The organism is Pseudomonas sp. MAG733B (assembly GCF_036884845.1).
Classification (GTDB): domain Bacteria; phylum Pseudomonadota; class Gammaproteobacteria; order Pseudomonadales; family Pseudomonadaceae; genus Aquipseudomonas.
Map to the genome: position 1 here is coordinate 2,262,686 of NZ_CP145732.1, position 14,555 is coordinate 2,277,240.

General features: G+C 54.3%; 13 protein-coding genes. All 13 read left to right on the forward strand.

The window, feature by feature from the left end:
• The first annotated feature begins 790 nt into the window (after nt 1-790).
• The 13 genes from V6Z53_RS10310 to V6Z53_RS10370 all read left to right on the forward strand — a co-directional run bounded on the left by V6Z53_RS10310 (nt 791) and on the right by V6Z53_RS10370 (nt 14,417).
• Nucleotides 791-1,387, forward strand: a complete 597-nt coding sequence (locus V6Z53_RS10310; protein ID WP_338585394.1) for a sugar transferase — start codon at nt 791-793, stop codon at nt 1,385-1,387.
• Nucleotides 1,384-2,010, forward strand: coding sequence for an acetyltransferase (locus V6Z53_RS10315; protein ID WP_338585395.1), 627 nt, complete (start codon nt 1,384-1,386; stop codon nt 2,008-2,010). Before V6Z53_RS10310 ends, V6Z53_RS10315 begins: the two co-directional genes overlap by 4 nt.
• A gap of 91 nt (nt 2,011-2,101) precedes the next feature.
• Nucleotides 2,102-3,280, forward strand: coding sequence for a DegT/DnrJ/EryC1/StrS aminotransferase family protein (locus tag V6Z53_RS10320; protein ID WP_338585396.1), 1,179 nt, complete (start codon nt 2,102-2,104; stop codon nt 3,278-3,280).
• Between the two features lie 214 nt (nt 3,281-3,494).
• Nucleotides 3,495-5,489, forward strand: coding sequence for a nucleoside-diphosphate sugar epimerase/dehydratase (locus V6Z53_RS10325; RefSeq protein WP_338585397.1), 1,995 nt, complete (start codon nt 3,495-3,497; stop codon nt 5,487-5,489).
• Nucleotides 5,490-6,850: 1,361 nt separating this feature from the next.
• A complete protein-coding gene (locus V6Z53_RS10330; RefSeq protein WP_338585398.1) occupies nt 6,851-8,077 on the forward strand; it encodes a hypothetical protein in 1,227 nt (408 codons plus the stop codon).
• A complete protein-coding gene (locus tag V6Z53_RS10335; protein ID WP_338585399.1) occupies nt 8,074-8,766 on the forward strand; it encodes a WbqC family protein in 693 nt (230 codons plus the stop codon). Before V6Z53_RS10330 ends, V6Z53_RS10335 begins: the two co-directional genes overlap by 4 nt.
• The gene (locus V6Z53_RS10340; protein ID WP_338585401.1) at nt 8,763-9,704 is read left to right on the forward strand and encodes a glycosyltransferase family 2 protein; all 942 of its coding nucleotides are present in this window, start codon (nt 8,763-8,765) and stop codon (nt 9,702-9,704) included. The genes V6Z53_RS10335 and V6Z53_RS10340 overlap by 4 nt, the downstream gene beginning before the upstream one ends.
• On the forward strand, nt 9,701-10,363 hold the full coding sequence (locus V6Z53_RS10345; protein ID WP_338585402.1) for an acetyltransferase: 663 nt from the start codon (nt 9,701-9,703) through the stop codon (nt 10,361-10,363). The genes V6Z53_RS10340 and V6Z53_RS10345 overlap by 4 nt, the downstream gene beginning before the upstream one ends.
• A 30-nt stretch (nt 10,364-10,393) precedes the next feature.
• Nucleotides 10,394-11,314, forward strand: coding sequence for a hypothetical protein (locus V6Z53_RS10350; RefSeq protein WP_338585404.1), 921 nt, complete (start codon nt 10,394-10,396; stop codon nt 11,312-11,314).
• 5 nt (nt 11,315-11,319) lie between these two features.
• Nucleotides 11,320-11,730: a GtrA family protein gene (locus tag V6Z53_RS10355; RefSeq protein ID WP_338585405.1), complete on the forward strand. Its 411-nt coding sequence runs from the start codon at nt 11,320-11,322 to the stop codon at nt 11,728-11,730.
• 68 nt (nt 11,731-11,798) lie between these two features.
• Nucleotides 11,799-12,593: a class I SAM-dependent methyltransferase gene (locus tag V6Z53_RS10360; RefSeq protein WP_338585406.1), complete on the forward strand. Its 795-nt coding sequence runs from the start codon at nt 11,799-11,801 to the stop codon at nt 12,591-12,593.
• Between the two features lie 76 nt (nt 12,594-12,669).
• A complete protein-coding gene (rffA, locus tag V6Z53_RS10365) occupies nt 12,670-13,812 on the forward strand; it encodes a dTDP-4-amino-4,6-dideoxygalactose transaminase (RefSeq protein WP_338586478.1) in 1,143 nt (380 codons plus the stop codon).
• 269 nt (nt 13,813-14,081) lie between these two features.
• Complete coding sequence (locus V6Z53_RS10370; RefSeq protein WP_338585407.1) at nt 14,082-14,417, forward strand: helix-hairpin-helix domain-containing protein; 336 nt, start codon at nt 14,082-14,084, stop codon at nt 14,415-14,417.
• Nucleotides 14,418-14,555: the final 138 nt, after the last annotated feature.

The following is a 14,555-nucleotide window of genomic DNA, read 5'->3' on the forward strand; positions in this document are numbered from 1 at the left end:
TGGTTAATGGGTCATTGGAAGCAGTTCCTTGCAAAGCTTCCATCTATCTACAGGCCAGCGGCACGCAAGGCAGGGCTTCCAGGCCGTGGAGGCGCACAGGGTTGCATGCAGTAACGCAGCACAGGCTGGAGGGTGTGGAATGATACTGTATGGAGCGGTTCTGGCAAGTAGCAGAAGTCGACGGAGCTCTTGCAGACCGCAACCTTGGCGACCAACGGAGGACATGCTTATGCAGATGGCACGGCGGTGCAAGTTGTGCTTAGGAGAAACCGATGATTCAGCAGTTGTTACGCAAAACGTCAGAGACTTCGGTTGGTCCGCGCGCCGACAAGTGCCAAATGGGGAGGGGGGACTTGTTTTCAGTCAAGGTAAAAGAGTTTGCAGCACTGTCCGTTGCTTGGCGGGTGAAAATATGGTTGTCATAATTTTTCGCGTTTTGCTGTCTGCATCTAGCTCATCTGTCTGAAACGATGGTGCCGGAAATGGTATAACGAGCCATCAGTTGGTTAGAACCCTGCTTCTACCGGTAGTGTCGGATTTGAGATTTGACACGTCGATTTCTATCGGCCTGTCGTGACACCTACTGACGCAATGAGTATTCGGTCATAATGTATGCCTCCAGGCTTCAGGTGCATATGGCTACTTATTTGCCGCTATCGGTGGCTGTAAGTGGTGATTTGTCATGCCTGTATCGACAGGTCGTGTTCGGATCGCTCAACGGGAAAATTATCTGTCATCGCGTGAGCACCCTTGATCGCACATGCTCCTCCATCCAACGTCGGGTCAACAAATGTTCAAACGATTCATCGATATCATTGCTTCATTGGCTGCACTCATTCTCCTGTCTCCAGTGATGGCCGTCGTTGCCTGGAATATTCGCAAAAAACTGGGCTCACCGGTTCTGTTCAGGCAGGTTCGTCCCGGGCGCGATGGAAAACCATTCGAAATGGTGAAGTTCAGGACAATGCGCGATGCGGTCGATAGCAAGGGTAATCCCTTGGCCGACTCTGAGCGAATGACCCCGTTTGGCAGCTTTCTTCGTTCCAGCAGCCTGGATGAACTGCCTGAGTTGTGGAATGTCTTTAAAGGAGAGATGAGCCTGGTGGGACCTCGACCGTTGCTCATGGAATATCTGCCGCTCTATAGCTCCGAGCAGATGCGCCGGCATGAAGCCCGTCCAGGTGTGACCGGATGGGCACAGGTCAATGGACGTAACGCGTTGAGTTGGGAAGAAAAATTCAAGTTGGATGTCTGGTATGTCGATAACCAATCCTTGAAGCTCGATTTCAAGATTCTTTTCATGACTGTAAAGAAGGTTGTTTTCAAAGAGGGCATCAGTGCGAGTGGTGAAGCCACCATGTCCAAGTTCACTGGTAATAAACAATGAAAAAACTGGCGGTTCTCGGGGCGAGCGGACATGGGAAGGTCGTAGCTGATACTGCGCAATGCTGCGGCTGGGACCTCGTGGATTTTTACGATGATGCCTGGCCCGATATCGAGCGCAATGGCGCTTGGCGCGTAGTGGGTGATTCGGCGGCGTTGTACACTCGATTCCAGGATTACCAGGGCGTCATTGTCGCAATTGGCAACAATGCGGTGAGACATCAGAAACTTGTGGATTTGATCGACGCTGCGGCACCGGTTGTGTCATTGATTCATCCTGCGGCAGTTGTGAGCCAATACGCTAGCATTGGCCCAGGGTCTGTTGTTTTTGCTGGCGCAGTGGTCAATGCAGACGCGAAAATCGGCCTCGGCGCAATCCTCAATACCGGTTGCAGTGTCGATCACGATTGTGTGCTGGGCGACTCTGTCCATATCAGTCCTGGCGCTAGATTGGCCGGTGCTGTCAACGTCGGTGAGCGCAGCTGGATTGGAATCGGTGCCTGTGTAAAACAGTTGATCAAGGTTGGGCGTGACGTCATTGTCGGTGCTGGTGCAGCAGTGGTCAGTGATGTGACGGATAGTGTGGTGGTTGCAGGCGTTCCTGCCAGGATCCTTCCAGCTGTTTGAGCAGAAATTGGCTACGCTGAAAGTGATGCCGAAACGGATGTAATTGATTGATTTTTTTGATTCTTCATCTTGAAACTAATGGGTGTGGGCTGTGTTGAACTCTCCTTTTTCTCCTTGGCCTTCTTTTTCCGAAGAAGAAGCCAATGCAGTACGTGACGTCATTCTTTCCAATAAAGTCAATTACTGGACCGGGCAGGAGTGCCGTGAGTTCGAGAAGGAGTTCGCTGCCTGGAGCGAAACCAAGTATGCCATCGCTCTGGCGAATGGCACTGTCGCTCTGGATCTCGCGTTTCAGGCATTGGGGATCGGTGCAGGGGATGAAGTCATTGTCACCTCCAGAACCTTCCTTGCCTCGGTATCGAGCATTGTCAATGCCGGTGCAACACCCGTTTTTGCCGATGTAGACGCTGACTCACAAAATATCACCGCGCAGACCATTGCCGCGGTACTGACACCTCGCACCCGGGCGATTGTCTGTGTCCATCTGGCAGGTTGGCCTTGTGACATGGATCCGATCATGGCCCTGGCCGAGAAACACGACCTCAAGGTGATCGAAGATTGCGCCCAGGCGCATGGCGCGAAGTACCAAGGGCGCGCGCTGGGTTCTATTGGTCATGTCGGAGCGTGGTCGTTCTGCCAGGACAAGATCATGACCACCGGCGGTGAAGGTGGAATGGTCACGACCAACGATCGTGATTTGTGGTCGGATATGTGGTCCTACAAGGACCATGGCAAAAGCTGGGAAGCTGTTTACGAGCGTGAGCACGCTCCCGGTTTTCGTTGGGTGCACGAAAGTTTCGGTACTAATTGGCGGATGCTGGAAGTGCAAGGAGTGCTGGGGCGTATTCAGTTGCGTCGCATGTCTCAATGGCAGGAAGTGCGATTGGCCAATGCCGGAAGAATCTGGGCTGCCGCTGATCAGCTGAAAGGACTGCGAGTGCCTGCCATCCCGCAGGATTGCTTGCATGCAGCTTACAAATGTTATGTGTTCGTCGAGCCGGAGGCATTGAAGGCCGATTGGACACGGGACCGAATTCTCAACGAGATCGTTGCGCGGGGCGTTCCGTGTTTCTCGGGTTCGTGTTCAGAGGTCTATTTGGAAAAAGCGTTCGACAACACGCCATGGCGACCTGTGGAACGCCTGCCGGTTGCCAAGGCATTGGGTGAGACAAGTTTGATGTTCATGGTGCATCCGACGCTGACGCCCGCAGAAATTGACAAGACGTGCAACGTTTTGCGTGACGTCATGTTGGAAGCGTCAGCTGGTTGAATTTTCGATTACGCTTTCGTCTTGCAAGGCTTATCGAGAATCGAAAGCCTGTATGAAGCGAAAGCGTATTTAAAGCAGAGCCGTTTTAGGATGAAGCTGGCGGCAGGCGTAATTTGAATAGAGGCCGATCTCCAATAGCGAGCCGTTTGATCCTGAAATCCATGATCAACAGATCGCTATCGGTTCAAGCACGGCCCAGGTTTACGAGGGAGTTATGGAAAAAGCACGGGCATTCTTGCTAGGGCTGTCGCGCAGGAGAAAACGGCTGATTCAGGTCACCTGCGATGTGCTGCTGGTCTGGCTTGCACTATGGATGGCATTTGTCGTGCGCCTTGGCATCGATGATCTGATCAATCCGTTGGAAGGGCATCGTTGGCTTTTTATCAGTGCTCCGATCGTTGCAATTCCCATGTTTATTCGTTTCGGGATGTATCGCGCGGTCATGCGTTATTTCGGTAACGATGCGCTTATTGCCATCATCAAGGCTGTCAGCTTGTCGTCACTGTTACTCGCAGTCGTGGTTTATTGGTATAGCAATCACGAAACCGTGGTCCCTCGTTCGATCATTTTCAACTATTGGTGGCTGAGCTTGGTGTTGATCGGCGGGCTGCGCTTGGGAATGCGTCAATACTTCCTGGGTGACTGGTTTTCAGCGGCTCAACACGTACCTTTCACGAATCGGGACGACGGTTTGCCCAAAGTGGCCATTTACGGGGCCGGGGCTGCTGGCAATCAGTTGGCGGTAGCTTTGCGGATGGGCCGCGTGATGCGTCCTGTTGCATTCATCGATGATGATCGCAGTATCGCCCACCGGGTTATTTCGGGGCTGCAGGTCTACACCCCGAAACACATACAGCAGATGATTGACGAAACAGGCGCGCAGGAAATCCTGTTGGCAGTGCCTTCTGCTACCCGAGGTCGGCGTCGCGAGATACTCAATTTCCTTGAGGCTTTTCCGCTGCATGTGCGCAGCGTTCCCGGTTTCATGGACTTGGCCAGTGGGCGGGTAAAGGTCGACGATATTCAGGAAGTGGACATTGCCGACTTGCTAGGCCGCGATGCAGTGCCGGCGCAAGGCGATTTGCTCGAACATTGCATCAAGAACCAATCGGTTCTGGTCACTGGCGCGGGCGGATCCATTGGTTCGGAACTTTGTCGCCAGATCCTGTCACTGCATCCGACGACCCTTATTTTGTTCGAACACAGCGAGTTCAATCTCTACAGCATTCTGTCGGAGCTGGAACAGCGAATCGCTCGAGAGTCGTTATCGGTGCGCCTGTTGCCTATTTTGGGCTCCGTGCGCAATCAGGACAAACTTCTGGATGTGATGAAAACCTGGCATGTGGATACGGTGTATCACGCGGCAGCGTACAAGCACGTGCCGATGGTCGAACACAACATCGCGGAAGGCGTGCTCAACAATGTGATTGGCACGCTGAATACTGCGCAAGCGGCCCTTCAGACCGGTGTGTCGAATTTTGTGCTGATTTCCACGGACAAGGCTGTTCGACCTACGAATGTAATGGGTAGTACCAAGCGCTTGGCCGAACTTACATTGCAGGCATTGAGCCGGGAAGTGGCGCCGGTGATGTTTGGTGATAAAACCAACGTGTCCCGAGTCAACAAAACCCGGTTTACCATGGTGCGATTTGGCAATGTGCTCGGGTCCTCCGGTTCGGTCATTCCCTTGTTTCACAAACAGATCAAGTCGGGTGGACCGTTGACGGTCACTCACCCGAAAATCACCCGTTATTTCATGACCATTCCAGAAGCTGCGCAGTTGGTGATCCAGGCCGGATCAATGGGGCAGGGCGGCGACGTGTTTGTGCTGGATATGGGGGAACCGGTCAAAATCGTCGAGCTCGCGGAGAAAATGATTCATCTTTCCGGGTTGAGCGTTCGATCGGAAAAGAACCAGCATGGCGATATTTCCATTCAGTTCACAGGGCTGCGCCCAGGCGAAAAGCTTTACGAAGAGCTATTGATCGGCGACAACGTGGCGACAACACAACACCCGATGATCATGACCGCCAATGAAGATTATCTGAGTTGGGACGTGCTGAAGGTAAGACTGACCGAGTTGTTGTTGGCTGTAGAACACGATGATTATTCGCAGGTGCGCCAGCTTTTGCGAGACACAGTCAGTGGCTACACCCCGGATGGTGAGATCGTGGACTGGATCTATCAGCAGCGACGCCTCGAACCTTGATTATTTCACCTGCTTCGACAAGCAGGTTTTTGACAGGCTTCAGCTTCATCAATTTTTTAGAGCGGCTTCGAAAAGCTGCTTTCTTAAATTGATGTTGTCACATATGGCGGCTATTTCTGTTCTTTAATTTTTGCTGTCCAGCACAGTTTCTCTGTAGCGACTATTGCCGTTTGGCTAGCAATACTGAAACTTTCAATGCGTCAGTGGTAACGGAAGCTTTTTGAGTTGTTGTCGGTCGCTCGCGATCGGCAGCGGCTAGATGAGGCGGCGGATAGATTCGTGCCACGTGCGGCGTGCAGGTCGAAGTGCTGAACACGGATCCGACACAGAATGAGTGTACTCAGGCTCGAGCAGCGCCTGCGCAGCAATTCGAGCATCAACTTGTTGTTGAACAATGGCTGGCGTGGCGGCGGATGGTTTGATAGCTAATGTCGATAGCAGAATTTCAATGCTTATATTTGATGAGGTAGGTGCGCGGTTTTTTTCATAGGCAACGGAATGAATTCAGGTTGAAACCCCCGGCTTTTCTGCGCTTACACCGAATCTAATTGTAGATAAGGTTAGCGTTGAGGTTATGGTTGAGGGCGAGCTGGCGATCGAAACACTGGGCTGGGCGCACTCTTGAAAGACCTGAGTCTTGAAAGATATGGAATAGGGATGGCATGTGGCTGCACGAGGTGCCCACGTAAAAGACTAGAACGGTGACACTTAAAAGTAAGTACGTACCTTGTCCAAGCGTTACGGGGTGGGCCAGATGACTTGGTCGGACGCTTACGCGTCGATGACAACAGCCTCTTGGGTGGCGATGGCGCCGAGGAATTCCGTCGGATGCGGATGTCCTTCCCAGAAAGTGAGGCGTAACGAAAAACACCACGGCACCGGATGAGAATATGCCTGATTGTATTGACGTAACCATGGTTTCACCACAATCAAAATTGATCTTTTCAACCAAGCTTGCGGGCCATTGTTTGCCAGATATGGGATAACTTTCTCAATAAAATGGCTTGTTATCCGAGCGCCTGTCTTCGAAGGCTAATAGCCTCGCGAGACCCTGCTACCTGCGCGCGTGTAGTTGACAGCTTCGCCAAAACCCTCACCGACTGGAAAAGCACGATGCATCAATTTTCCATTCGCTACGAGGATTGCTTCACCCAGTCGTACATCTAGTTTATGATTGTGCCGCCTGAACGTGATCCATTTTCTTGCGGCTCACTCCTCCGATCGTTACCCGGTTCTACTTCGTTGGGCAGCAAATGACCGTCGGCTTCTCGCGTTGACACCAATTACCTACCCCAAGCGTATTGTGAATATTAGATAAGATGACTTTTATAAAAAATAATAAGTTTTTCTCCTGCTTATACTTGCTGGCAGTCGTCATCACCATCGGCTTGGTGTATTCACTGGGCTTCCGAGAAGCGGCAAGCCAGATTGAGATGAACCCCGAGCGCCTGAGAAATATCACTTTCCCCATCTGGGAACAACACCCTTTTTCGCAGCACGGCTTTCTCGTCTTCTATTCGATGGAGAACTTCGCCAATAAGATCGCATATTCTAACCACTCCACGGCTTATCTTTTTTACATGTACGCCCTCTACAAAGTGGAAATGTATGTGTCTGTATTGCCGATGAGAGTTACAGCTGCTTTCCTGAACATCATTGCGCTGGCAGGCGTTACGTTCTTTTTACTTTCGCGTCTGGTGGAAAAACGCTTGGCATTCGGTCAGGGGCTGGTGATTCTGTTATCGGTCGTATTCATGGTGTCGATGCCGGGCTTTTGGATTTCTTCAGCCAGATTCAATGTCGACAATACGTTCCCATTGATATTTGCGCTCCAGGCGCTGACGGCACTCCTAATCTGGAAAACAAAGCCGGAACGGTCCGGAGCGGTCATGACAGTGATCGTGTTATTTGCCATGTTCTCCCCGATCTCGGCGGCGTTGCTGGGCGTCGCCTTGTTGGTTTGGGCATGCCGCAGCGATGGTCTCGACAGACGGATTTGTCGTCTGGCATTGGTGGCCCTTGTTGCAGCCGTCGCCTTCTATCTGCCGTCCCCACTGATATCGAAGGTACTGGGGTTCACCTCGTCCAACAGCGGATGGCTATTTCGCGCTGGCCTGGATGGCGATACCTCTTATTTCACCAACATCTTGAAGTCGGTACTTGATCCGGCGGACCCGCGGCCAATTCCGACCATTGTCGTGCCGATCTTGTTCCTGGTAGCCCAGTTGACCTATTTCCGCATGATCAAACGGCGTGAATCTGCTGGCGTTGCGGCATCGGTGGGGACATCCCCGCTGGCTGGCATCAGCATGTTCTATTACCTGGTTTTTTCGCAATACGTGATGACCTGCCTGCTATGGCCGCAGGCCATTTCCATTCATCCGTACCTGTATGACTACCTGCTGATGGCACCGGTTTTCGTCGCGATTGTTCTGATTTTTGCGTACGAACCTTCACCGCCTGCGTTGCGGTTCTGGTTGCTGGTGCTGTTATTCTGCATTTCCTTCCATCTCCAACAGATCGCGCAGGCAAAATGCCCGGGGTGTCTCTATCCGAGCGCCTGGGAGCCTAGAAGCAAGCATCCATGAAGACTGTCGCCATTCTCCAGTCGAACTACATACCCTGGAAGGGTTATTTCGACATGATCGCCGCGGTCGATGAGTTCATCCTCTACGACGACATGCAGTTCACCAAGAACGACTGGCGCAATCGCAATCTGATCAAGACGCCGCAAGGCGTCCAGTGGCTCAGCGTGCCTGTCGGGCAAGGTATCAGCCGCCGCATTCGCGATGTCGAGCTGGCCCCTGCCTGGCAGGTCAAGCACTGGAAAACCTTGCAGAGCAACTATCGTCGAGCGCCTTTCTTCGATGAGGTCGCCCAGTGGCTCGAGCCGCTCTATCTGGTTGAGACCCACACGGGGCTGTCGTCGATGAACCGGAAGTTCCTGGAAGCGATTTGCCGATACATCGGTATTGAAACCCGCATTACGAATTGCTGGGACTATATGTCTGCCGGCGACAAAACCCGGACCGCCCGCCTGGTGGACCTGTGTCAACAGGCTGGTGCGACGCAATACCTGTCGGGGCCGGCGGCAAAGGACTACATTGAGGAGTCGCTGTTCGACGAGGCCGGTATTGCGCTGCAATGGTTCGATTACTCCGGCTTTCCCGAGTATCCGCAACTCTGGGGGGAATTTACCCATGGCGTCACCGTCCTGGATCTGCTGTTCAATTGCGGCAAAGACGCTCACCGTTACATGAGGCATGTCAAAGCATGAGGCTGTCCATCGTCGCTACCCTTTACAGCTCGGCCAAGTTCGTCGAGGAATTCCATCTCCGCGCAAGCCAGGCGGCACAACAACTGGTCGGCGACGATTACGAGATCGTACTGGTCAACGACGGCTCGCCCGATTCAAGCCTGGAGCTGGCCATCCAGTTGAGCGAAACCGATCACCACGTGGTGGTCGTCGATCTCTCACGCAACTTCGGTCACCACAAGGCCATGATGACAGGCCTGCGACATGCCCGCGGTGACCGTGTCTTCCTGCTCGATAGCGATCTGGAGGAAGATCCGGCATGGTTGCTCTCGTTCAGCGAGCAGATGGAGCGCGAAAAGGCCGATGTGGTCTACGGTGTCCAGCAGCAGCGAAAAGGCAAGCACTTTGAGCGCTGGACCGGGCGGGTGTTCTACAAACTCTTCCGTTTCCTCAGCGGGCTGGATATGCCCGACAATATCGTCGTCGCCAGGCTGATGTCGCGCCGCTATGTGGACGCACTGATTCAGCACGACGAACGCGAGTTGTTCATGGCGGGTCTGTGGGTCATCACCGGCTTCGATCAGTGTGCGCAGGCCATCGTCAAGCGCAGTCGTGACGAGACGACCTACACGCTGCGAAAGAAAGTGTCGCAGCTGGTCAATTCGATTACAGCCTTCAGCAGTGCACCTCTGGTTGGGATCTTCGGCGTGGGTTGTGCGATCTTCCTGCTGTCGGCGGCCTACACCAGCTTTCTTTTCGTCAACTGGCTGCTCCTGTCGAGCCCGCCCAGCGGCTATACGTCGCTGATGGCTTCGATCTGGCTGCTCGGCGGCCTGATCATCGCATTCGTCGGCGTGGTCGGGATTTATCTCGCCAAGATCTATTCCGAAGTCAAACAGAGACCCTACACTATCGTCCGGGGCGTCTACCGTCAGGATGAGGCGCGGAGCATCGAATGAAAAAACTCATTATTTTTGGTCTTACCGACGCCGCCGAGCTCGCACTCTATTATTTTTCCAACGACTCCGGCTACCAGGTCGAGGCGTTTGCCGTCGATCCCGCCTACATGCCGGCCGACAAAAGCTTCAAGGGATTTCCGGTGGTGGCATTCGATGAAGTCACCGAGATCTACCCGCCAGACCGGTATGTCTTTTTCGTCGCGCTCGGCTATTCCAAGCTCAACCAGATCCGCAAGGAAAAGTATTTGGAAGTAAAGGCGCTGGGCTACGAAATGGTCAGCTACATCAGTTCCCGAGCCTCGGTGCTGACAGACGACATCGGCGAGAATTGCTTCATCCTGGAAGACAATACCGTTCAGCCCTTCGTGCGCATCGGCAACAACGTGACCATGTGGAGCGGTAATCACATCGGGCATCATTCGTGTATCGAGGACCACTGTTTCCTGGCCTCGCACATCGTCGTATCCGGCCGTGTGACGATCGGGGAAAGCTGTTTTCTCGGCGTCAACTCGACCCTTCGAGATCACGTCACCATCGGCGAGAAATGCATCATCGGCGCCGGCGCCCTGATTCTTGGAGATGCCGCTGCCGAAGGCGTGTACGTCGGGCAAGCCACCGAACGGTCGCGCGTGCCGAGTACCCGCGTCAGGAACATTTGAAGAACATCACCATTGGCCTGAAGAAATCTTATGTGGAAAAAACTAGGAAAAATATTCTGCGCTGAAGGGCAGAGTGATTGGTTGTATTCTCACGCGATGATTCCCGTTGCCGAGCAGGTGGACGGCGACCTGTATCGCATCTATTTCTCATCGCGTGACAAGGATAATCGCGGACACGGCGGCTACCTCGAGATCGACATGCAGGACCCGACCAAGGTCTTGCGCGTCCATCCGGATCCGGTCCTCGAACCGGGCGACCTCGGATGTTTCGACGACAGTGGGGCCTTGCCCAATTCGATCGTCAACGTCGGAGGCCGCAAGCTGCTGTACTACACCGGGATCAACCTGGGCGTAACGGTGAAGATCCGCAATTCCATTGGCCTGGCCGAATGGAACGAGGCCACCCAGCGCTTCGAGAGGCTGTTCAGCGGCCCTGTCATCGACCGCACTCGCGATCTTCCTCACTTCGTCGCCACCCCCGAGGTGCATTTCGAGGCCGGACGATTCAGGGCCTGGTTCACCTCCTGTGTGCGATGGGAGCAAGGCCCTTCGGAAGCGAAGCACTTCTATCATCTCGAGTATGCCGAGTCTGCCGACGGGATCGAGTGGGAGCGTGACGGCAAGGTTGCCATCGAGTTCCGCGACGAACACGAGTACGCCCTGGGTGTGCCGCGCGTGCTCAAGGATGCGGACATGTACCGGATGTGGTTCTGCTCCCGGGCCACGAAGGACTGCCCCACCTACCGGATCCGCTACGCGACCTCGTCCGATGGCGTGCAATGGACGCGACACGATGAGCAGGTGGGAATCGACGTATCGGAATCGGGTTGGGATTCGGAGATGATCTGTTACCCGTACGTCTTCGATCATGCCGGTCGACGCTACATGCTTTACAACGGCAACGGCTATGGCAAGACGGGTTTCGGGATTGCTGTCTGGGGAGATGAGTGATTCCAATGCAGCGCTGGCGGCCCGTGATCAGACCCATTCTCCGTTACGCAGTCGTCGGCGTCGCCTGCAATGCCATCGGTTATGCGGCCTACCTGGCATTGACGTGGGTAGGCATCCCATTCAAGCTGGCCATGAGCTTCCTGTACGTACTTGGCATCTGCATCAGCTTCCTGGGCAACCGCAACTGGGCGTTCGAGCATCGCGGCAACGTCGTGGGGACGGCATGGCGTTTCGGCCTGGCGCACGCAGCCGGCTATTTGCTCAACCTGGCCTTGCTGACGGTGTTCGTCGACAAGCTGGGATATCCTCACCAGTGGGTCCAGGCCGCTGCCATTTTCGTTGTAGGAGGTTTCTTGTTCGTTGTCTTCAAGCTATTCGTCTTTCGTCATGACCAACCGGATGGGAACCAGGTGTGAAGATCTGTTCTGAATGCGAGACGCAGTACGTCTCGGAGCAATGGACATGCGTCCAGTGTGGACATCAGGTGGCTCGAAAGAACGGTTTTGCCGCGTTTGCGCCAGAACTCGAGGACAAGCAGGAGGGCTTCAAGGCCGACTTCTACGAGACCTACGCGCATCTTGAAAGCGGCCATTTCTGGTTTCGGGCGCGTGCCAGGTTGATTACATGGGCGCTGACGAAATATGCGCCGCGCATGCGTTCATTTCTGGAAATCGGGTGCGGTACTGGCTTCGTTCTGAGTCGGGTCGCCGTGGCGTTTCCGAAGGCCAAGTTGCTTGGCAGCGAGATGTTCTCGACCGGGCTGAAGTTTGCCTCCTCGCGTTTGCCCGGTGCGGAGTTCGTGCAGATGGATGCGCGCGATATCCCTTACGTCGACGAGTTCGAAGCGATTGGCGCGTTCGATGTCATCGAGCACATCGAGGCGGATACTGTGGTGCTCCAGCAGATGCACCGTGCCCTGAAGCCCGGGGGAATCATGCTGTTGACCGTGCCCCAGCATCAGTGGCTATGGAGCCAGGTGGATGAATATTCCTGCCACGTGCGGCGCTACGAAGCCGCCGATCTGCATCGCAAGGTGGAAGAGGCGGGGTTTTCCGTCGTGCGCAGCACATCGTTCGTCTCGTTACTGCTGCCAGCGATGATGATTTCACGCGGCGCCAAGAAGCAACAGCGGGGCGATACGAGCGAGACCGCCGAATTAGCGGTACCCAAGTCGCTCAATGTGCTGTTTGGTTTCGTGATGTGGCTGGAATGTTTACTCATCAAGGTGGGAGTGAGTTTTCCGGTCGGTGCTTCCAGGCTGCTTGTTGCCCGGAAATAGAGTGGATGCCCCCACTTTCCATAACGAAGTGATGTTTAGTTCGACCCGACTAATTTTGCGTGCGAAGGCTCAAACGGTGGAAGACAAAAAGATCCAGTTCAATCGCCCCTACATGACGGGGAAAGAACTTTATTACATCGCTGAAGCCAAGTTCGGCAATATTCTCGCCGGCGATGGCCCGTTCACCAAACGGTGCCATGAGTGGTTGACCGAACATACCGGTGCGAGCAAAGCCTTGCTGACGCACTCGTGTACGGCAGCGCTGGAAATGTCTGCATTGTTGTTGGACATCCAGCCGGGCGATGAGGTCATCATGCCCTCGTTCACGTTCGTTTCCACGGCCAATGCCTTTGTTTTGCGCGGCGGCATTCCCGTGTTCGTCGATATCCGTCCGGATACCCTGAACCTGGATGAGACGCTGATCGAGGCGGCCATCACGCCACGCACCAAGGCAATCGTGCCGGTTCATTATGCGGGCGTGAGTTGCGAGATGGATACGATCATGGAGATTGCCCAGCGTCACAACCTGAAGGTGGTCGAGGATGCGGCGCAGGGGGTCATGGCCGCTTACAAGGGCCGGGCTCTGGGCAGTATCGGGGACCTCGGCGCCTTCAGCTTCCATGAGACCAAGAACGTCATTTCGGGCGAGGGCGGCGCATTGCTCGTCAATGATCCTGCGTATGTGTTGCGCGCAGAAATCATCCGCGAAAAAGGCACTGACCGTAGTCGTTTTTTCCGCGGCGAGGTCGACAAATACACTTGGCAGGAAGTCGGGTCGTCATTCCTTCCTGGGGACCTGACTGCCGCGTTTCTCTGGGCGCAGTTGGAAGAGGCCGAACACATCACGCAGATGCGGCTTGCCATCTGGGAGCGGTATCACGAATTGCTGGCGCCGCTTGAAACCAGCGGTGCACTGCGCCGCCCTATCGTTCCGCCCGACTGCCAACACAACGCGCACATGTACTACGTGCTGCTGCCCGCAGACGTGCCGCGACAACCGGTGCTCGATGGCCTCAAACGAGAGGGGATCAATTCGGTCTTCCATTACGTGCCACTGCACTCCTCGCCGGCCGGACAGCGTTACGGCCGTGTCCATGGTTCCGTGGAAAACACGGTGGGCCTGTCGGAACGCTTGCTGCGACTGCCGCTGTGGATAGGTTTATCAGTCGAGCAGCAAGAACGTGTGGTGCAAGTCTTGCGGGACATACTGTGTCGCTGACTCGACAAGCACGCTTGCCATAGTTCAGCGTGATCCCGAGTTCGAGTCTTGTCGCAGCAGCTTTTGGCTCGGTGCGTTATTTGTAGCTCAAGAAGTGCTCTCGTTCTGCCGGTTCAAAAACGTGATTTCATACTGTTGCTCCGCTTGATTCTCGGTTTTGTTTCACATCCTGTAACGGACACATTTTTGACAGGCTCCTGTCATCGCCTAAGTTTGGGAGGCAGCTTCGGAAAAGCTGCTTCCTCAAACGATGTCATGGAGCTTCATTTATGCGTACTGGCTATTTCTATTCCCTGGTTTTTGCCTTGCTCACCAGCGCTTCTATTGCGGCTATCGCAGCACCGGCGGTGAAGCCGGAGGCTAATGCTTCCTCAGTGGTGATGGAGGTTTCCGCCCAGGCACAATCCGCCAAGATCGATCTCAATGCAGCCGATGCGTCGACATTGCAGCGCGAGTTGGCCGGTATCGGTGCGGCCAAAGCCAATGCGATTGTTGCATATCGTGAAACGAACGGGCCGTTCTCATCGGTGGACGAATTGCTGGAAGTGAAGGGCATCGGCAAAGCGATTCTGGATCGCAATCGCGAGAAGCTGGAAGTGAACTAAGCTCAATATTCAACGCCAAGGGGCCGGTCATTGACCGGCCTTTTTGCATTCCGGCGAACGCAAAGAGTCAACGCCTTCTGTCGGTGTCGTGAAAATTATGGCTATCATATGCAGGTTAGATTATGTCTATAATAAATG

Coding starts and splice junctions, on each gene's coding strand:
- V6Z53_RS10355 (WP_338585405.1), top strand. CDS start 11,320: ATGCAGCGCTGGCGGCCCGTGATCAGACCCATTCTCCGTTACGCAGTC.
- V6Z53_RS10315 (WP_338585395.1), top strand. CDS start 1,384: ATGAAAAAACTGGCGGTTCTCGGGGCGAGCGGACATGGGAAGGTCGTA.
- V6Z53_RS10340 (WP_338585401.1), top strand. CDS start 8,763: ATGAGGCTGTCCATCGTCGCTACCCTTTACAGCTCGGCCAAGTTCGTC.
- V6Z53_RS10370 (WP_338585407.1), top strand. CDS start 14,082: ATGCGTACTGGCTATTTCTATTCCCTGGTTTTTGCCTTGCTCACCAGC.
- V6Z53_RS10350 (WP_338585404.1), top strand. CDS start 10,394: ATGTGGAAAAAACTAGGAAAAATATTCTGCGCTGAAGGGCAGAGTGAT.
- V6Z53_RS10335 (WP_338585399.1), top strand. CDS start 8,074: ATGAAGACTGTCGCCATTCTCCAGTCGAACTACATACCCTGGAAGGGT.
- V6Z53_RS10325 (WP_338585397.1), top strand. CDS start 3,495: ATGGAAAAAGCACGGGCATTCTTGCTAGGGCTGTCGCGCAGGAGAAAA.
- V6Z53_RS10345 (WP_338585402.1), top strand. CDS start 9,701: ATGAAAAAACTCATTATTTTTGGTCTTACCGACGCCGCCGAGCTCGCA.
- V6Z53_RS10310 (WP_338585394.1), top strand. CDS start 791: ATGTTCAAACGATTCATCGATATCATTGCTTCATTGGCTGCACTCATT.